At 44.4% G+C, this 19,288-nt stretch carries 15 protein-coding genes; 9 read left to right on the top strand and 6 right to left on the bottom strand.

The annotated features are described in order from the left end of the window. Positions 1-139 precede the first annotated feature (139 nt). Entirely contained in the window at positions 140-1,378 is a 1,239-nt protein-coding gene (gene alaC, locus ACUU1M_RS12400) for an alanine transaminase (RefSeq protein ID WP_000785931.1), read from the top strand. Positions 1,379-1,442: 64 nt separating this feature from the next. Here the strand turns inward: alaC and ypdK are convergent, their stop codons facing one another. Next, positions 1,443-1,514 carry a membrane protein YpdK gene (gene ypdK / locus ACUU1M_RS12405; RefSeq protein ID WP_010723117.1) on the bottom strand — a complete coding sequence of 24 codons (72 nt, stop codon included), beginning with the start codon at positions 1,512-1,514 and terminating at the stop codon, positions 1,443-1,445. A 354-nt stretch (positions 1,515-1,868) separates the two neighbouring features. After that, complete coding sequence (gene lpxP / locus ACUU1M_RS12410) at positions 1,869-2,789, bottom strand: kdo(2)-lipid IV(A) palmitoleoyltransferase (RefSeq protein ID WP_000484404.1); 921 nt, start codon at positions 2,787-2,789, stop codon at positions 1,869-1,871. Positions 2,790-3,141: 352 nt separating this feature from the next. Between lpxP and ACUU1M_RS12415 the strand changes: the two genes are divergently transcribed. Next, positions 3,142-3,384: a YfdY family protein gene (locus ACUU1M_RS12415; protein ID WP_000639883.1), complete on the top strand. Its 243-nt coding sequence runs from the start codon at positions 3,142-3,144 to the stop codon at positions 3,382-3,384. Between the two features lie 76 nt (positions 3,385-3,460). On the opposite strand, the gene ypdI is transcribed toward ACUU1M_RS12415, so the two are convergent. Beyond that, positions 3,461-3,736, bottom strand: coding sequence for a colanic acid biosynthesis lipoprotein YpdI (gene ypdI / locus ACUU1M_RS12420; RefSeq protein WP_000867638.1), 276 nt, complete (start codon positions 3,734-3,736; stop codon positions 3,461-3,463). A 296-nt stretch (positions 3,737-4,032) separates the two neighbouring features. On the opposite strand from ypdI, the gene ACUU1M_RS12425 reads away from it, so the two are divergent. The 5 genes from ACUU1M_RS12425 (at position 4,033) to yfdE (ending at position 10,400) form a co-directional block, all read left to right on the top strand. Continuing rightward, positions 4,033-4,656, top strand: a complete 624-nt coding sequence (locus ACUU1M_RS12425; RefSeq protein WP_000825597.1) for a YfdX family protein — start codon at positions 4,033-4,035, stop codon at positions 4,654-4,656. Between the two features lie 512 nt (positions 4,657-5,168). Continuing rightward, a complete protein-coding gene (gene frc, locus ACUU1M_RS12430; RefSeq protein ID WP_000106759.1) occupies positions 5,169-6,419 on the top strand; it encodes a formyl-CoA transferase in 1,251 nt (416 codons plus the stop codon). A gap of 53 nt (positions 6,420-6,472) precedes the next feature. After that, positions 6,473-8,167 carry an oxalyl-CoA decarboxylase gene (gene oxc, locus ACUU1M_RS12435; protein ID WP_001283484.1) on the top strand — a complete coding sequence of 565 codons (1,695 nt, stop codon included), beginning with the start codon at positions 6,473-6,475 and terminating at the stop codon, positions 8,165-8,167. A 69-nt stretch (positions 8,168-8,236) separates the two neighbouring features. Next, positions 8,237-9,181 (top strand): transporter YfdV, encoded by a 945-nt coding sequence (gene yfdV / locus ACUU1M_RS12440; RefSeq protein WP_000955028.1) that lies wholly within the window; start codon positions 8,237-8,239, stop codon positions 9,179-9,181. Between the two features lie 73 nt (positions 9,182-9,254). Further along, positions 9,255-10,400, top strand: a complete 1,146-nt coding sequence (gene yfdE, locus ACUU1M_RS12445; protein ID WP_005076142.1) for a CoA:oxalate CoA-transferase — start codon at positions 9,255-9,257, stop codon at positions 10,398-10,400. A gap of 55 nt (positions 10,401-10,455) precedes the next feature. Here the strand turns inward: yfdE and evgS are convergent, their stop codons facing one another. Then, positions 10,456-14,049, bottom strand: coding sequence for an acid-sensing system histidine kinase EvgS (gene evgS, locus ACUU1M_RS12450; protein WP_005070035.1), 3,594 nt, complete (start codon positions 14,047-14,049; stop codon positions 10,456-10,458). 4 nt (positions 14,050-14,053) lie between these two features. After that, a complete protein-coding gene (gene evgA / locus ACUU1M_RS12455; RefSeq protein WP_000991370.1) occupies positions 14,054-14,668 on the bottom strand; it encodes an acid-sensing system DNA-binding response regulator EvgA in 615 nt (204 codons plus the stop codon). A gap of 415 nt (positions 14,669-15,083) precedes the next feature. Between evgA and emrK the strand changes: the two genes are divergently transcribed. Next, positions 15,084-16,247: a multidrug efflux MFS transporter periplasmic adaptor subunit EmrK gene (gene emrK, locus ACUU1M_RS12460; RefSeq protein WP_000435187.1), complete on the top strand. Its 1,164-nt coding sequence runs from the start codon at positions 15,084-15,086 to the stop codon at positions 16,245-16,247. Beyond that, positions 16,247-17,785 carry a multidrug efflux MFS transporter permease subunit EmrY gene (gene emrY / locus ACUU1M_RS12465; protein ID WP_134799653.1) on the top strand — a complete coding sequence of 513 codons (1,539 nt, stop codon included), beginning with the start codon at positions 16,247-16,249 and terminating at the stop codon, positions 17,783-17,785. The genes emrK and emrY overlap by 1 nt, the downstream gene beginning before the upstream one ends. A 107-nt stretch (positions 17,786-17,892) precedes the next feature. Here emrY and dsdA read toward each other — a convergent pair whose 3' ends face one another. Further along, a complete protein-coding gene (gene dsdA / locus ACUU1M_RS12470; protein ID WP_000426406.1) occupies positions 17,893-19,221 on the bottom strand; it encodes a D-serine ammonia-lyase in 1,329 nt (442 codons plus the stop codon). Positions 19,222-19,288 lie beyond the last annotated feature (67 nt).

Below are 19,288 nucleotides of genomic sequence, written 5' to 3' on the forward strand. Positions count from 1 at the left end.
AGTTCCTCATTTAAATCTATTGATAAAAATGTTCTAAAACGCTGGACAGACAGAAATTAATCAGGCTATTTTCAAAACAGCCACCATTGTGGCAGCGTCGCTCGGACGGTCCGGGCGCTAACGTTAATCTGAGGAAATTATGGCTGACACTCGCCCTGAACGTCGCTTTACGCGCATTGATCGTCTCCCGCCCTACGTTTTTAACATCACCGCTGAACTGAAAATGGCTGCGCGTCGGCGCGGCGAAGATATTATCGATTTCAGCATGGGTAACCCGGACGGTGCGACTCCGCCGCATATCGTCGAAAAATTATGTACTGTGGCCCAGCGCCCGGACACGCATGGTTACTCCACTTCACGCGGCATTCCGCGGTTACGTCGCGCCATTTCCCGCTGGTATCAGGATCGCTACGACGTTGAAATCGACCCGGAATCAGAAGCCATCGTCACTATTGGTTCGAAAGAGGGCCTGGCGCATCTGATGCTGGCGACGCTGGATCATGGTGACACGGTGCTGGTGCCGAATCCAAGTTACCCGATCCATATTTATGGCGCGGTGATTGCCGGGGCGCAGGTACGCTCAGTGCCGCTGGTGGAAGGTGTCGATTTCTTCAACGAACTGGAGCGCGCCATTCGTGAAAGTTATCCGAAACCGAAGATGATGATCCTCGGCTTCCCGTCGAACCCAACCGCGCAATGCGTGGAACTGGAGTTCTTCGAAAAGGTTGTGGCGCTGGCGAAACGCTACGATGTGCTGGTGGTCCATGACCTGGCCTATGCCGATATCGTCTACGATGGCTGGAAAGCGCCGTCAATTATGCAGGTGCCGGGTGCACGCGATGTGGCGGTCGAGTTCTTTACGCTGTCGAAAAGCTACAACATGGCGGGCTGGCGTATCGGCTTTATGGTCGGCAACAAAACGCTGGTCAGTGCCCTGGCGCGAATCAAAAGCTATCACGATTACGGCACTTTTACGCCGTTGCAGGTGGCGGCGATTGCGGCACTCGAGGGCGATCAACAGTGCGTGCGCGACATTGCCGAACAGTACAAACGCCGTCGTGATGTATTGGTTAAAGGGCTGCATGAAGCGGGCTGGATGGTCGAAATGCCGAAGGCTTCGATGTATGTCTGGGCGAAAATCCCGGAACCATATGCGGCCATGGGATCGCTGGAATTTGCCAAGAAGCTCCTTAACGAAGCGAAGGTTTGTGTCTCGCCGGGGATTGGCTTTGGCGACTATGGTGATACGCATGTTCGCTTTGCACTGATTGAAAACCGCGACCGTATTCGTCAGGCCATCAGAGGGATTAAAGCGATGTTCCGTGCCGACGGTTTACTACCTGCCAGCAGCAAACATATTCACGAAAACGCGGAATAAACACCGTCGTCAGAAATGCAAACAGGAGCCTGATGGCTCCTGTTTTTCATTGCACAGTTTGCTTTTAGATCATCAGGGCAAAAGTACCGGCCCAAACGATGACCATAAAAGAAATGCCCATAAAGAAATATTTCACTTTACATCTCTCCGCGTAATTACTGTTACGCCTGAATGACTTCATTACACCTGATACAGTGAGTTGACACCGGGCAAAGCGACCTTAAAAGCCCTGTATTTTACCGTGGGCATCACCCCAGAATTCTGAGCTAAACTGCTCGAGACGGCGCTAATGTACGCCTAAAACTGAAACGAGACAAGAGGCATTTTCTTATTTACTTTTAGTAACTTACAAGTGTCTCATATCGGCGACAGTTTAATTTCTGACGGTAATAATTAGATATTCAGCGAAGGAAAAAACTTAAGAAAAAAGCCATAAAAACCATGAGGTTATTATGGCCGATTTGAGGAGGGAAAGAGTAAGAGCAGTTTGTTAAATGTACAACGACGATTCTCCCACCGGGCGCGTTTTAAAGCGACGGTGGATCCAGAGGTACTGCTCCGGTGCGCGCATGATCTCTTTCTCGATAATCTTGTTCATATAGGCAGCGGCTTGATTTTCATCTGTCGGGTAGCCTTCCATCTCTGGGGTGATGAACAAACGATATCCGCTGTAATCCGCTTTTCTTACCATCGTTACGGTCAACATGGCTGCGCCAGAGAGACGGGAGAGAACATAGGTGCCATTGGTTGTGGCGACATTTTCCACCGCAAAGAACGGCGCGAAGGAGCTGCCTTTACGACCATAATCCTGATCGGGAGCAAACCATACCGCTTCACCTTTCTTCAGTGCACCGACAATGCCGCGCAGATTATTTCTGCCGATCATCGCTTTGTTAGAGCGCATGCGCCCACGGGTCTGCACCCATTCCATCAGCTGATTATTATGTGGACGATAGGTAGCCATCATTGGTTGGCACAGTCCCATCACGCGGCCGCCCAGTTCCAGCGACATAAAATGGACGCCGACAACCATTACGCCGCGATTTTGCATTTGTGCGCGTTTAAGGTTATCCAACCCTTCAACATCAAACCATTTACGTACGCGACTGTCGGGCCAGAACCATGCCATGCCGGTTTCTACCAGCGCCATGCCGAGTGAACGAAAGTTTTCGGCAATCATCTTCTCGCGTTCTTCCGCAGAATGCTGCGGGAAACAAAGTTCCAGGTTTTTACGGGCGATAGATTCACGACGTTTCAGGAATGGTCGCGCCATTGCGCCAATACGCGTGCCGAGAAAGCAGAGAACAGGATAAGGAAGCTGTACCCAAAGCCAGAGTACACCAAGCCCAAACCATGTGAGCCAGTAGCGAGGATGTAGAAACTCGCGGGAAAATTTGCATTGTGGAAACATAGTTACCTTCTGTAGATACGAATTGTTGTATCGCAGAAGATTCCATGTCGACAGCGGTACACTCAATTGGTTGGGCCATCATGTACGACAATGGTTCCTGTAAAGAGTGTAAAGACTAGTCAGGACATAACCACGAGGAGCATGAATGCGGTGGCTCTACTTTATCACTGGCTGACTGCTTTCAGCTACTGATTATTAATCGTGCAAAGTAAAAAATTTTCCGCACGCAATAGCGTTGCATTTAACGTGCTGTTTTCATTGATGCTTAGCAAAAATTGCCAGAGGTTAAGGATTGTCTTACTATTAAAGTGACTGAAGTTACAGGTTTTTTAGCGCGGCAGGAGGTTGAGCTATGATTTATTTATGGATGTTTCTCGCCCTGTGTATTGTCTGCGTAAGCGGCTACATCGGTCAGGTACTGAACGTGGTATCGGCGGTCTCTTCTTTCTTCGGCATGGTGATCCTCGCTGCACTCATTTATTACTTCACCATGTGGTTAACTGGCGGTAATGAACTGGTGACGGGGATATTTATGTTTCTTGCCCCGGCTTGTGGCTTGATGATTCGCTTTATGGTGGGGTATGGCAGGCGATAGTGGGTCAGGATGGCTCATTTGGGCAGGTGTTCACATCAGCATCAGACATGATTGTTCACCTGCCATGTGACAGACGCTATCGCACAGGATGAATAAGATAATTCGCCTTTGTCGGATAAGTAGGCGTGATTTCTTCTGTGAGGTTTAATGGTGGCACATCTTCTCTCATCTTAAACAAAATCGCCTGTGATGGCTGAAGTTTTGTAGAGTGTGTGGTCGTCATCGCTGATGTTTTTTCAGTCTCTTTATAGCTCCTCTCACTTACACCACCAGAAATGGAAAATGCAAAAACATTGCATGCCATAATAGAGACCAATAAAAATAAGCTGAAAAGTATTAAGTTTACTTTCATAGAAAGTTATCCTGAAAATGGTTCACTGAGAACCATACGATGTTATGGCTGTATTTACATATAATTAATCAATATTTACATCAATATAATAAATGACATCTCTTTGTGGTATATAAGAATAGTTCTCTGCGACAGGAGGCATATTCCTACAACTGTAAGACTAAATGCCGCTTTGCGATAATAACTACAATTGTAAGATAACCCTTTCAAAATGACCGTTGCTCTCTGATTTCTCATTTCATGCTCACCCAATATGATGGCGGCGTTTTCTAAAACTGTTAAAGAATGAGGTAAGTATGAAACGTTTAATTATGGCTACGATGGTCACAGCAATTCTGGCATCTTCAACTGTATGGGCTGCTGATAATGCACCGGTAGCGGCACAACAGCAAACTCAGCAAACCCAGAAAACGGCAGCAGCAGAGCGTATCTCTGAACAAGGTTTATATGCGATGCGTGACGTGCAGGTAGCGCGCCTGGCTCTGTTTCATGGCGATCCGGAAAAGGCAAAAGAACTGACCAATGAAGCTTCCGCTTTGCTGTCAGATGACAGTACCGAATGGGCAAAGTTCGCTAAGCCAGGTAAAAAGACCAATCTCAATGATGACCAATATATTGTCATTAATGCATCTGTCGGAATTTCTGAGAGTTATGTAGCAACACCCGAAAAAGAAGCCGCGATAAAAATTGCCAATGAAAAAATGGCGAAAGGGGATAAAAAGGGCGCAATGGAAGAGCTTCGCCTGGCCGGTGTTGGCGTAATGGAAAACCAATATCTGATGCCGCTTAAACAGACTCGTAATGCACTTGCTGATGCGCAGAAACTGCTTGATAAAAAGCAATACTACGAGGCAAACCTGGCGCTTAAAGGTGCGGAAGATGGAATCATCGTCGATAGCGAAGCACTGTTTGTGAACTAATGCTGACAGGCAGTATATTGAGGTAAAGGATTTAACTCCCTCCAGCCGACAATTTTTTATGACCACAATACGACAGGTTGTGGTCATAAAATTATTTGGCGCTCGCGGTTCTATAAACACGCATTTTATTTTCCTCAAAGTAAACCACAATAATCCCGTGTCATCACAAATCATTTATTATGTTATGCTTTATGGTACGCTTTAAAAAGCGTAATCATACTCTTACTTGTAAATCACCGGCGCTTCTTACAGTTGTAAGAATAACATCACAAATGTCGCGACTCTCTCTGATTACCACGAATCAATATTTATCATATTCTTCTTTTCGTCCTCACTACTTACCATGCAGAAAGGAATTGGAAGTGGCGATGAAATAATTTTCAGTACTTGATACAGGAATTTAAAAATATCGAGTGCCGCTACGAAGATATTTTGCAGATTATTTATAGAGGGCGTTATGCCTTAAATAAACGCTAAATTAACACATATTTAATTAACTAATAGGTATTGCTATGTCAACTCCACTTCAAGGAATTAAAGTTCTCGATTTCACCGGTGTGCAATCTGGCCCATCTTGTACTCAAATGCTGGCCTGGTTTGGCGCTGACGTTATTAAAATTGAACGTCCCGGCGTTGGTGACGTAACGCGTCACCAACTGCGAGATATTCCTGATATCGATGCGCTTTACTTCACCATGCTTAACAGTAACAAACGTTCTATTGAGTTAAATACCAAAACGGCGGAAGGCAAAGAGGTAATGGAAAAGCTGATCCGCGAAGCTGATATCTTAGTCGAGAACTTTCATCCAGGGGCCATTGATCACATGGGCTTCACCTGGGAGCATATTCAAGAAATCAATCCACGTCTGATTTTTGGTTCGATCAAAGGGTTTGATGAGTGTTCCCCTTATGTGAATGTAAAAGCCTATGAAAACGTTGCTCAGGCAGCGGGTGGCGCGGCATCCACTACGGGTTTTTGGGATGGTCCGCCGCTGGTAAGCGCTGCAGCGTTGGGTGACAGCAACACCGGAATGCATTTGCTGATCGGTTTACTTGCTGCTTTGCTGCATCGCGAAAAAACGGGGCGTGGGCAACGAGTCACCATGTCAATGCAGGATGCCGTATTGAACCTTTGCCGCGTGAAATTACGTGACCAGCAGCGTCTCGATAAATTGGGTTATCTGGAAGAATACCCGCAGTATCCGAATGGTACATTTGGTGATGCAGTTCCCCGCGGTGGTAATGCAGGTGGTGGCGGTCAGCCTGGCTGGATCCTGAAATGTAAAGGCTGGGAAACCGATCCTAACGCCTATATTTATTTCACTATTCAGGAGCAAAACTGGGAAAACACCTGTAAAGCCATCGGCAAACCAGAATGGATTACCGATCCGGCATACAGTACAGCCCATGCCCGACAGCCACATATTTTCGATATTTTTGCTGAAATCGAAAAATACACTGTCACTATTGATAAACATGAAGCGGTGGCCTATTTGACTCAGTTTGATATTCCTTGTGCACCGGTTTTAAGTATGAAAGAAATTTCACTTGATCCCTCTTTGCGCCAAAGTGGCAGTGTTGTTGAAGTGGAACAACCGTTGCGTGGAAAATATCTGACCGTTGGTTGTCCAATGAAATTCTCTGCCTTTACGCCGGATATTAAAGCTGCGCCGCTATTAGGTGAACATACCGCTGCTGTATTGCAGGAGCTGGGTTATAGCGACGATGAAATTGCTGCAATGAAGCAAAACCACGCCATCTGATATTAACGGGGGCTTCTGGCTCCCAATTTATAAAAATTTCGAGGTTATTAATCATGTCAGATCAACTTCAAATGACAGATGGTATGCATATCATCGTTGAAGCATTAAAACAGAATAATATTGACACTATTTATGGTGTTGTAGGTATTCCTGTGACGGATATGGCACGCCATGCCCAGGCGGAAGGTATTCGTTATATTGGTTTTCGTCATGAGCAGTCGGCAGGCTATGCCGCTGCGGCAAGCGGTTTTCTTACCCAAAAACCGGGGATCTGCCTGACAGTTTCTGCGCCAGGATTCCTCAATGGTTTGACCGCATTGGCCAACGCAACGGTAAATGGTTTTCCGATGATCATGATTAGCGGCTCCAGCGACCGCGCGATCGTCGACCTACAGCAAGGTGATTATGAAGAGCTGGACCAAATGAATGCGGCAAAACCGTATGCCAAAGCAGCATTTCGCGTTAATCAGCCGCAGGATCTTGGCATTGCATTGGCACGCGCTATCCGGGTCTCTGTATCGGGTCGCCCTGGCGGAGTTTATCTTGATTTGCCAGCAAATGTCCTGGCCGCGACGATGGAAAAAGACGAAGCGTTAACCACGATTGTTAAAGTTGAAAATCCGTCGCCAGCATTATTGCCATGCCCGAAGTCAGTCACTAGCGCAATTTCGCTTTTAGCAAAAGCTGAACGGCCATTAATTATCCTTGGCAAAGGCGCGGCGTATTCACAAGCTGATGAACAGCTTCGTGAATTTATTGAAAGTGCTCAGATTCCATTCCTGCCAATGTCTATGGCGAAAGGGATCCTTGAAGATACGCATCCATTTTCTGCGGCAGCTGCGCGTTCGTTTGCCCTGGCAAATGCTGACGTTGTCATGCTTGTTGGTGCACGACTGAATTGGTTATTGGCACACGGTAAAAAAGGGTGGGCGGCAGATACACAGTTTATTCAACTGGATATTGAACCGCAGGAAATTGACAGCAACCGCCCCATTGCTGTGCCAGTCGTTGGTGATATTGCATCCAGTATGCAAGGTATGCTGGCAGAACTGAAACAAAACACATTTACGACTCCACTGGTATGGCGCGATATTTTAAATATCCACAAGCAGCAAAATGCACAAAAAATGCATGAAAAATTAAGTACAGATACTCAACCATTAAATTACTTTAATGCATTAAGTGCTGTGCGCGACGTATTGCGCGAGAACCAGGATATTTATTTAGTTAATGAAGGTGCAAATACCCTGGATAATGCACGAAATATTATTGATATGTATAAACCACGTCGTCGTCTGGATTGTGGTACCTGGGGTGTCATGGGCATCGGTATGGGCTATGCCATCGGTGCTAGCGTGACTTCTGGTTCTCCGGTTGTCGCCATTGAAGGTGATAGTGCTTTTGGTTTCAGTGGGATGGAAATTGAAACGATTTGTCGATATAACCTGCCGGTGACGATCGTTATTTTTAATAATGGCGGCATCTACAGAGGAGACGGTGTTGATCTCAGTGGCGCTGGAGCACCATCACCAACGGATCTGTTGCACCATGCAAGGTATGACAAATTAATGGATGCGTTTCGTGGCGTTGGCTATAACGTCACCACGACAGATGAACTTCGTCATGCTTTAACCACCGGTATTCAGTCGCGCAAACCGACCATTATTAATGTGGTCATCGACCCTGCAGCAGGAACTGAAAGTGGCCATATTACCAAACTTAACCCAAAACAAGTCGCTGGTAATTAAATACTGACATCGTCTCCTCTTGCCAACTCATTATGCGATGGTGAGGGGACCCTTATCGGAAATACTATTATGCTAACATTTTTTATTGGCGATTTATTGCCTATTATCGTAATTATGCTGTTGGGTTATTTTAGCGGCAGACGAGAAACTTTTTCAGAAGATCAAGCCCGCGCATTTAATAAACTGGTATTAAACTACGCTCTTCCTGCGGCTCTATTTGTTTCTATTACCCGGGCAAACAGGGAAATGATTTTTGCGGACACTCGTCTGACCCTTGTATCACTTGTGGTTATTGTCGGATGTTTCTTTTTCTCCTGGTTTGGTTGCTACAAATTTTTTAAACGTACCCATGCAGAAGCAGCTGTATGTGCATTAATTGCGGGTTCACCTACCATTGGATTCCTGGGGTTTGCAGTTCTCGATCCTATTTATGGTGATTCCGTATCAACAGGTTTAGTGGTAGCAATTATTTCTATTATTGTTAACGCAATTACTATTCCTATTGGTCTGTATTTGCTGAATCCTTCCTCAGGAGCGGATGGTAAGAAGAATAGTAATCTGAGCGCATTAATTTCTGCGGCAAAGGAGCCAGTAGTATGGGCACCTGTTCTGGCAACGATCCTGGTGCTGGTTGGGGTAAAAATTCCGGCAGCATGGGACCCAACCTTTAATCTGATTGCGAAGGCTAACTCAGGGGTAGCGGTATTCGCTGCGGGGTTGACTCTGGCTGCACATAAATTCGAGTTCAGTGCCGAAATTGCTTATAACACCTTCCTGAAGTTGATTCTGATGCCACTGGCGCTGCTTCTCGTTGGTATGGCATGTCATTTGAACAGCGAACATTTGCAGATGATGGTACTGGCAGGCGCATTACCGCCGGCATTCTCCGGAATCATTATTGCCAGCCGGTTTAATGTCTACACCCGTACTGGTACAGCGTCATTGGCTGTGAGCGTACTGGGCTTTGTCGTCACGGCTCCCTTGTGGATTTATGTCAGTCGACTGGTTTCATAATTAATCATGTTATTGATTTTACATAAATGCCGAAGTGTCTTTTCACCTTCGGCTTTTTTCAAGGCATAAGCAAATGACAAATAATGAAAGCAAAGGGCCGTTTGAAGGCTTATTAGTTATCGATATGACACATGTCCTTAATGGACCTTTCGGAACTCAACTTCTTTATAATATGGGCGCAAGGGTAATTAAAGTTGAGCCACCAGGTCATGGTGATGATACCCGCACATTTGGTCCCTATGTGGATGGACAGTCACTCTATTACAGTTTTATTAATCATGGCAAAGAGAGTGTGGTTCTTGATTTAAAGAATGATCACGATAAAAGTATATTTATAAATATGCTCAAACAAGCTGATGTATTAGCTGAGAATTTTCGCCCAGGTACAATGGAAAAACTGGGGTTTTCATGGGAAAGGTTACAAGAAATCAACCCGCGCCTCATATATGCTTCATCGTCAGGTTTCGGACATACCGGTCCGCTAAAAGATGCTCCTGCCTACGATACCATCATTCAGGCAATGAGTGGGATAATGATGGAAACAGGGTACCCTGATGCTCCGCCAGTGCGTGTTGGTACCTCTCTTGCGGATCTATGCGGCGGTGTCTATTTATTCAGCGGAATAGTGAGTGCACTTTATGGCCGCGAAAAGAGCCAGAGAGGGGCGCATGTCGATATAGCGATGTTTGATGCCACGCTGAGTTTTCTGGAGCATGGTCTGATGGCATATATTGCGACAGGGAAGTCACCACAACGCCTGGGAAATCGCCATCCCTACATGGCACCTTTTGATGTTTTCGATACTCAGGATAAGCCGATTACGATTTGTTGTGGTAATGACAAGCTTTTTTCTGCGTTATGCCAGGCACTGGAGCTTACGGAACTGGTTAATGATCCCCGATTTAGCAGCAATATTTTACGCGTACAAAACCAGGCTATTCTTAAACAATATATTGAGCGAACGTTAAAAACGCAGGCAGCTGAAGTTTGGTTAGCCAAAATACATGAAGTTGGTGTGCCCGTCGCGCCGTTATTAAGTGTGGCTGAGGCCATTAATTTGCCACAAACTCAGGCGAGAAATATGTTGATTGAAGCCGGAGGAATAATGATGCCGGGTAATCCGATAAAAATCAGCGGCTGCGCGGACCCGCATGTTATGCCGGGAGCGGCAACGCTCGACCAGCATGGGGAACAAATTCGCCAGGAGTTCTCATCATAAATGTAAGATGTGCTGGTAAATAGCTCCCACATTAGAACATTGTGGGAGCCGCAATTTAGTCATTTTTCTGACAGAAAACAGCAATCTCCTGGTCCAGCTCTGCAATGTGTTCTTTAACAGAGTTCAGCAGCTGAAGAATTTCAGGCTTACTGTCATCTGAAGCAGGTGTTATTTCTAACTGATGGCTAATATTAATCAACTTTTGCAAATTCAGGATGTTAGCCGCACCGTGGATGCGATGAATACACTGATGGAAAGTTCTGTTATCGCCAGCTTCTAGTGCATGAAACGCAGCGGGTAGATCTTTATGCGTTTCATGCTGGAAAGTCATGAGAATCTCCTGCATCAGTTGTAGATCATTCGCCGTATTATTTTTCAGGGCTTCGATATCAAGGTGGCGATACTGAGGTGCAATATGCGCAACCTGGTGTAACTGACTTAAATGTGTTTTCAGTACATCCAGGGTCAACGGTTTGAACAAACATAAGTTCATGCCGCAACTTAACCCTTTTTCACGTTCGTTAGCCTGTGCGTTGGCTGTAAGCCCCCAGATGGGTAAGGAAGAATTTTGCTCACGGAGTTTGCGAGTCAACTCAAAACCATCCATATTCGGCATATTAACGTCAGTAATAAGCAGATCATAATGTTGCATACTGACTTTGTGTAGCGCTTGCACACCATCAGTGGCTTCATCAACATCATATCCTAATAGATTTAGCTGGCGTTTGAGTAATAGCCTGTTGGTCGGATGATCATCTGCGATTAATATGCTCAACTTTTCAGGTAGTGTGATGGGTTGTTCTGCTTTTGCCTCGACAGTCGCCACTTGCTGGCTAATTTCTACCGGGATTGTGATCGTAAATGTTGTTCCTATGCCTGGATGACTTTCTAATGATAAATCGCCCTGCATATTTTTAATTAATTCTTTGCAGATCATTAAGCCTAAACCAGAACCTGTTTGCTGACGACCTGCACTTGTTTGGCTGTAGCGTTTAAACAGTTGTTGTTGTTCTTCCTGCGATAATCCACTTCCAGAATCCATAATCGTCATTTTGATAACAGCGTGGTTGTCATCAATGTGACCCAGGGAGGTCGTAATTTTTACTGCCCCCTCGGTGGTAAATTTGAGAGCATTACTCAGTAAATTTGATAAGACCTGCTTAAACGCCTGAGGGTCGATCTTAACCAGGTAATGATCAGGAAATGTACTGCTGCAACTTAATGCGATCGATTTGCTTGCAGCAATCGCACCGAAAGAGTGACAAGTGTTCTGGACTAAAGTAGGGATATCGACCCATTGTGGTTGAAGTTGATAGTTACCCGATTCAATTTTGTCGACATCAAGGATTTCACCAATTAAGCCGAGGAGTGATTGTCCGGTGGCGTAGGCAAGTGAAATCGCCTCCACCCGTTGCTCCTTGCTAAGACCAGAACCCGACAGAAGTTCCAGGAAGCCCATAATAGAGCTTATTGGTGTTCTTATTTCGTGACTCATCGTTGCCAGAAACTGACTTTTTGCTACGGTAGCCTTTATCGCTTTATTTTTTTCTACCTCGAGTGCATTAATTAGATCACGCGTTTCAGTAATATCTTGCCAACCACAAATATATACTGCATTGTCACTTGCAGGAAGATTGCATAATGTATGCCAGTGATTAATGCATCTTTTCTCGATGCCATTATCAATTTCAAATACCTGTGTGTATATTGTTCGATTTTCTTTCGTTTCTGCTGTGACTTCATGCGCATTAGAAAAAACATCTTTAAAGGGTGAGTCACTGTTTTCTAATGGTAACATTGCATTTTTGTAGTAATCCGCAGTGAAATAATGTTCAAAAGCACTATTATGACTAATGACATTACCTTGCCAGTTTACAACATAAGTTGGATTCGGTAAGGAATCCGAGAGTGCTTTTCGGAATGATATTTGGTTTTCTAAATCACCCTGAATGACTTTACGACGACGAACTGAGCGTAACAGGTAGAATCCCCATAAAAGGCTACTGCCAACTAATAAAACGGATAATGTCGTAACAATATAAAATTGCTCGCTATATAGGTCCCATGTGTCAATGGTCACATTGGGCATTTTAATCCATTTTTCCGTCAGGCGCAGAACTTCGCTTGGGGGAATTGCATTCAGTGCTTTATTAATAATATCCTTAAGTTCCGGTTCTCCGCGAGGAAAAGCGAACGAAAGCGATGCATTCGGAACGCCAGGAATAAGAAAATGATAAAGTTCATTAGGATAGTAATGATCGATCATGTAACGCGAATTTAGCTGTGTCGCGACCAGAGCATCAAGTTCACCTTCCTTAACCTTGTGAAATGCAGCGCTGGCATTATCGACCTGTATCCATTCAACCTCCGGATACATCTCTTTTAATTGCGAATGCAGCTCATAATAATATGGAATGGCAACTTTCATTCCTTTTTTTAATGTTTGTTCACTGTCAGGCGCTTTTTGCATGACAAAAACGTAAGGCGTTGTTATGAAGGCTTCAGCAAATAAAACATTATTTTCTCGATCTTCACTATAAATAGCGCCAGGTATTATATCCCATCCTCCGGGGCTAAGCTGTGTTCCAGCATGGATATTGTGTGAAACGGTGATCGGAGAAAAATTTAAACCTGTTTGCAAGGTAATAATATTAAGAATGTCCCCCATAACGCCCCGAACCGAGCCATTTTCATCCGTCATAGAATAGGGGGGCGAGTAAGGATTTTCCAGCACCTTTAAATTGGGATGCTGCTTAATCCACTGTTTTTCATGTTCAGTGAGTTCTAATGGTTTGTTCAGAAAGGCCAGGTTTCCTGTATCAAGCCAATTTTGTGATACTTCATAGCGAACTTCATTTGTTAAAGCATCAACAAATCTATTGAGTACTTCATTAAGAATGACAGATTCTTTTCTGGTCAAGAAAAAATTATATTGACGCGGCGAGTTATAATATTTCACTACATTTAAGGAGTGAGTGAAATAGCGGGAAATCATACTGCTGGTAATGATGTTACTACCAATAAAGTAATCATTGTGCCCAGCTGAGACGGATGCTAATGCCTGATATAAATTTGTAAAAGAGATAATTGTTGCTTTTGGAAATGATTGATGAATTACCTCGTCTGGGGGGTAATTTGCTACCCGAGCAATATTTACTGGTTTTGGTGAGGTAAGCGGTCGCATTGAGTCGTGAAGGGTGGTTACCAGCGCCGGAAAGGTAATTATCAATGGTTTGGTTGCAGCAATGTCATTATTAAGAGGCGGCGAAGTAACTAAATGTGATAACACTATATCGACTTCACCTTCTGCAAGCGCGTCCATTGCTTTTTGATGATCTGCGTATTCCCGGAGTGTTAATTTGATATTTAACGCTCTTTTTAAAAGATTTAAATAATCAGCATTAATACCACGAACCTGTTGCTGCGAATCGGTATGCAACAAGGTAGCCGTTTGGGACTTGTGTACTGCAATCACAAGATTTTTTTTGCTCGCTAACCAACGTAATTCCTTGTTGCTCAGACGTACTGGATCAAGTGTGACACGGTTGTTACTACTGATGCCACGATATTCGATGTAATCTTCGTCTGCGAAACTTATGGTCGACCAAAGACCACAACAGAGAAGAAAAAAATAGGGTAAAAACTTCATGTGATTAGCCGATTTTGTTACGTTGCGCGAATGTGTAAAGATCCATCAGTGATTTACATTCTAATTTTTCCATCAGGCGACTTTTATACGTGCTGACAGTTTTGTTGCTGATGAACATTTTTTCCGCAATGTCATTATTATCCTTGCCATCAAGAATATACCGCATGACACTAATTTCTTGTTTCGATAAGGAGTCGAGTTTTTGCTGGTCGGACGTTAAACTTCCAACAAACCGGTTGAGAGAGAAGGGGAAATAGCAGTAGCCATTTTTTGCAGCTTCAATAGCCGCAATGATATTGTTCATGCCTTCTTTTTTACTCACGAAACCATTAGCGCCAGCATCAGCACAATGTTTCCCGTAAAAATGGTCATTTTTAGCGGAGACGATAATAATAATTCCGCTATATTGGCGCTTCCTCAGCGTTTCTAACACCTGGATACCGTTAACTCCGGGGATATCGACATCAATGATGACGATATCAGGCTTAAGTGTTTCCACCCGCTGAACGGCGCTTCCGCCTTCAGTTAACTCCGCTAAGATTTCAATATCGTTTTTGATCAATAAATTACGAATTGCTGCGATAGCAAGAGGATGGTCATCAATAATTATTGCGTTCATAGATTATTCCCTTTGCAATGAAGCATCTCCCTTCTCCCTGTAGTAATACAGACATAAGGCGTCATCTCATTTTCTCAATAAAAATAAGAAAATCTGAGCTTCCTTTAAGATAATTCGACAAGTATACCATATAAATAGTAGGCATAAATGAAATGTCAACAATAAAATCAGGGATTATACCGATGATTTATAGTTTCAAGTTAGCACTATAAGTCTTCTCACTAATCCTACAGGCGTAAGAATTGTATTGCAAAAGCCACGGTTTAGTCCTCTGTTGTTTTTTTTGCACCTCATTTAAATTAGGCCTCCAACGTTCCTGGGATAATGTGCAACACATGCACTGTGTTTGATATGAAGAATGAATACTCTTTTCATTCAATTCATAAATTTCATCTATGCGAAATGAGAGATAATAGTGGAACAGATTAATTCAAATAAAAAACAGTCTAACAGAAAAAAATACTTTTCTTTATTGGTGATAGTTTTATTTATTGCGTTTTCAGGTGCCTATGCCTATTGGTCAATGGAATTAGAAGACATGATTAGTACAGATGACGCCTATGTCACGGGGAATGCAGATCCAATTTCTGCACAAGTCTCAGGTAGTGTCACTGTAGTTAATCATAAAGATACGAACTACGTTCGACAGGGTGACATTTTAGTTTCACTGGATAAAACTGATGCCACTATCGCACTCAATAAAGCTAAAAATAATCTGGCAAATATTGTTCGGCAAACGAATAAACTGTACTTACAGGATAAACAATACAGTGCCGAAGTCGCTTCAGCACGTATTCAGTATCAACAATCTTTAGAAGATTATAACCGTCGTGTGCCTTTAGCGAAGCAGGGGGTTATTTCAAAAGAAACGCTGGAGCATACCAAAGATACGTTAATAAGTAGCAAAGCGGCACTGAATGCCGCTATCCAGGCTTATAAAGCGAATAAAGCTTTAGTAATGAACACACCATTAAACCGTCAGCCACAAGTAGTTGAAGCGGCGGATGCAACCAAAGAAGCCTGGTTGGTGCTTAAACGTACGGATATAAGGAGTCCGGTTACTGGCTATATTGCCCAGCGAAGTGTTCAGGTCGGCGAAACAGTGAGTTCCGGACAATCGTTAATGGCTGTCGTACCGGCACGTCAAATGTGGGTTAATGCCAACTTTAAAGAAACACAACTCACGGATGTACGGATTGGTCAATCAGTCAATATTATCAGCGATCTTTATGGTGAAAATGTTGTGTTTCATGGTCGGGTGACAGGGATCAATATGGGAACCGGCAATGCGTTCTCCTTATTACCTGCACAAAATGCGACAGGGAACTGGATCAAAATCGTTCAGCGTGTACCGGTTGAAGTTTCTCTTGATCCAAAAGAACTCATGGAACACCCCTTGCGCATTGGTTTATCGATGACTGCAACTATTGATACGAAGGACGAAGACATTGCTGAGATGCCTGATCTGGCTTCAACCGTGACCTCCATGCCTGCTTATACCAGTAAGGCTTTAGTTATCGATACCAGTCCGATAGAAAAAGAAATTAGCAACATTATTTCGCATAATGGACAACTTTAATGGCAATCACTAAATCAACTCCGGCACCATTAACCGGTGGGACGTTATGGTGCGTTACTATTGCATTGTCATTAGCGACGTTTATGCAAATGTTGGATTCCACTATTTCTAACGTCGCAATACCGACAATATCTGGCTTTCTGGGAGCATCAACAGACGAAGGCACCTGGGTTATCACCTCGTTTGGCGTAGCAAATGCCATTGCGATCCCTGTTACCGGCAGGCTGGCACAAAGAATAGGCGAATTAAGGTTATTTTTACTTTCAGTCACTTTTTTTTCGCTGTCTTCCTTAATGTGTAGTTTATCGACCAATCTTGATGTGCTGATATTTTTTAGAGTCGTTCAGGGATTAATGGCGGGGCCGTTAATTCCACTGTCACAGAGTTTATTATTAAGGAATTATCCACCAGAAAAAAGAACATTTGCTCTGGCATTATGGTCAATGACCGTGATTATCGCTCCGATATGTGGGCCGATATTGGGCGGCTATATTTGCGATAACTTTAGCTGGGGTTGGATATTTTTAATCAATGTCCCTATGGGGATTATCGTCCTGACATTATGCTTAACCTTACTTAAAGGAAGAGAAACTGAAACTTCACCGGTAAAAATGAATCTACCAAGACTGACCCTGTTAGTGCTCGGTGTTGGTAGCTTGCAAATTATGCTTGATAAAGGGCGCGATCTGGATTGGTTCAACTCGAGTACAATAATAATATTAACAGTAGTATCAGTTATTTCTCTGATCTCTTTAGTCATTTGGGAGTCGACCTCAGAGAACCCGATTCTTGATCTCAGTTTGTTTAAGTCCCGTAATTTCACCATTGGTATTGTGAGTATCACCTGCGCGTATTTATTTTACTCTGGAGCGATCGTCCTTATGCCGCAGTTACTCCAGAAAACGATGGGGTATAATGCGATATGGGCCGGGCTTGCTTATGCGCCCATCGGCATCATGCCACTATTGATTTCACCTTTGATAGGACGTTATGGCAATAAAATAGACATGCGGGTGTTAGTGACATTCAGTTTTTTGATGTATGCGGTTTGCTATTACTGGCGTTCTGTGACATTTATGCCAACGATTGATTTTACAGGCATCATTTTGCCACAGTTTTTCCAGGGATTCGCCGTTGCCTGTTTCTTTTTACCCTTAACAACGATTTCGTTTTCAGGCTTGCCAGATAATAAATTTGCCAATGCCTCGAGTATGAGTAATTTTTTTCGTACCTTGTCAGGATCAGTTGGGACGTCGTTGACAATGACGCTGTGGGGACGACGCGAATCGTTACACCATAGTCAGTTGACAGCAACCATCGATCAATTTAACCCCGTGTTTAATTCATCGTCACAAATTATGGATAAATACTATGGTTCGCTTTCAGGAGTTCTTAATGAAATTAATAATGAAATAACCCAGCAGTCACTTTCTATTTCTGCAAATGAGATTTTCCGTATGGCGGCTATTGCTTTTATCTTACTTACGGTTTTGGTTTGGTTTGCGAAACCGCCGTTTACAGCGAAAGGCGTTGGGTGATGATAAAAGGAGGGGGTTATAGCGGGTAAGACCGGGGATCTTAAGTCTGCGCCATCGGCAGCATCGCTCACCCAGGGAAAGGATTGCGATGCTGCGTTGAAACGTTATTAACGGCCTTTTGCCAGATATTGATTCATCTCTTCTTCCGGCACCATTCCACCTCCCGTCGCCCACACCAGATGAGTGGCATTACGCAATTGTTCTGCGCTGAAACCGTGCATCTGTTGGTAACTTACTGATGCACACACGCGCTGAGGTCCGGCCATACCCGCCAGTGCTGAAGGTTCAAGACGAATATCTTCTTCCTGCGCCAGCCAGCCAAGCATGTCATACATGGTTTGATCGCTAAGGGTATAGAAGCCATCCAGCAGACGCTCCATTGCCCGCCCGACAAAGCCTGATGCGCGACCAACTGCAAGGCCATCCGCTGCGGTAAGGTTGTCGATACCAATATCCTGAACAGAAATCTGATCGTGTAATCCTGTATGGACGCCTAACAACATACAAGGGGAGTGCGTTGGTTCGGCAAAAAAGCAGTGAACATGATCGCCAAACGCCAGTTTAAGCCCGAATGCGACGCCACCAGGACCACCGCCAACACCACACGGCAGATAGACAAACAGAGGGTTATCAGCATCGACGATACGGCCTTGCTGGGCAAATTGCGCTTTAAGACGCTGGCCAGCGACGGAATACCCAAGGAACAACGTGCGGGAATTTTCGTCATCAATAAAGAAACAGTTCGGGTCAGACTGCGCTGCTTTACGTCCTTCCTCGACGGCAACACCATAATCTTGCTCATATTCCACGACCGTAACGCCATGGCTGCGCAGTTTCGCTTTTTTCCATGCCCGGGCATCAGCAGACATATGAACTGTCACCTTAAAGCCAATGCGGGCGCTCATAATGCCGATTGATAACCCCAGATTTCCGGTTGAGCCCACAGCAATGCTGTATTGGCTAAAGAACTGTTTAAACTCCGGAGAAAGCAGTTTGCTGTAGTCATCATCAAGCGTCAGCAACCCCGCTTCCAGAGCCAGTTTTTCTGCATGTGCCAGGACTTCATAAATCCCGCCGCGTGCTTTTATAGAGCCGGAAATGGGCAAATGGCTATCTTTTTTCAGTAGGAGTTGCCCGCTGATCGGTTGTTGATATTCCTTTTCCAGCCGTTTTTGCATAGCCGGAATGGCAACCAGTTCTGATTCAATAATCCCCCCAGTGGCAGCAGTTTCAGCAAATGCTTTTGCCAGATAGGGTGCAAAACGGGATAAGCGCGCATGGGCGTCCTGAACATCCTGTTCGGTCAGGCCAACATAAGGTAAACCTTCAGCCAATGAGGTCGTGCCAGGATTAAACCAGGTGGTTTCTTTAAGAGCAACCAGATCCTTTACCAACGGATACTGGGCGATGAGCGAGTTCATTTTAGCGTTTTCCATAGTACGTCTCTTTGCGCTTAGATGATAAATGGATTTGCCCCTATATTTCCAGACATCTGTTATCACC

The organism is Shigella sp. SIG6 (genome assembly GCF_053555815.1).

Coding starts and splice junctions, on each gene's coding strand:
- alaC (WP_000785931.1), top strand. CDS start 140: ATGGCTGACACTCGCCCTGAACGTCGCTTTACGCGCATTGATCGTCTC.
- lpxP (WP_000484404.1), bottom strand. CDS start 2,789: ATGTTTCCACAATGCAAATTTTCCCGCGAGTTTCTACATCCTCGCTAC.
- ACUU1M_RS12415 (WP_000639883.1), top strand. CDS start 3,142: ATGATTTATTTATGGATGTTTCTCGCCCTGTGTATTGTCTGCGTAAGC.
- ypdI (WP_000867638.1), bottom strand. CDS start 3,736: ATGAAAGTAAACTTAATACTTTTCAGCTTATTTTTATTGGTCTCTATT.
- ACUU1M_RS12425 (WP_000825597.1), top strand. CDS start 4,033: ATGAAACGTTTAATTATGGCTACGATGGTCACAGCAATTCTGGCATCT.
- frc (WP_000106759.1), top strand. CDS start 5,169: ATGTCAACTCCACTTCAAGGAATTAAAGTTCTCGATTTCACCGGTGTG.
- oxc (WP_001283484.1), top strand. CDS start 6,473: ATGTCAGATCAACTTCAAATGACAGATGGTATGCATATCATCGTTGAA.
- yfdV (WP_000955028.1), top strand. CDS start 8,237: ATGCTAACATTTTTTATTGGCGATTTATTGCCTATTATCGTAATTATG.
- yfdE (WP_005076142.1), top strand. CDS start 9,255: ATGACAAATAATGAAAGCAAAGGGCCGTTTGAAGGCTTATTAGTTATC.
- evgS (WP_005070035.1), bottom strand. CDS start 14,049: ATGAAGTTTTTACCCTATTTTTTTCTTCTCTGTTGTGGTCTTTGGTCG.
- evgA (WP_000991370.1), bottom strand. CDS start 14,668: ATGAACGCAATAATTATTGATGACCATCCTCTTGCTATCGCAGCAATT.
- emrY (WP_134799653.1), top strand. CDS start 16,247: ATGGCAATCACTAAATCAACTCCGGCACCATTAACCGGTGGGACGTTA.
- dsdA (WP_000426406.1), bottom strand. CDS start 19,221: ATGGAAAACGCTAAAATGAACTCGCTCATCGCCCAGTATCCGTTGGTA.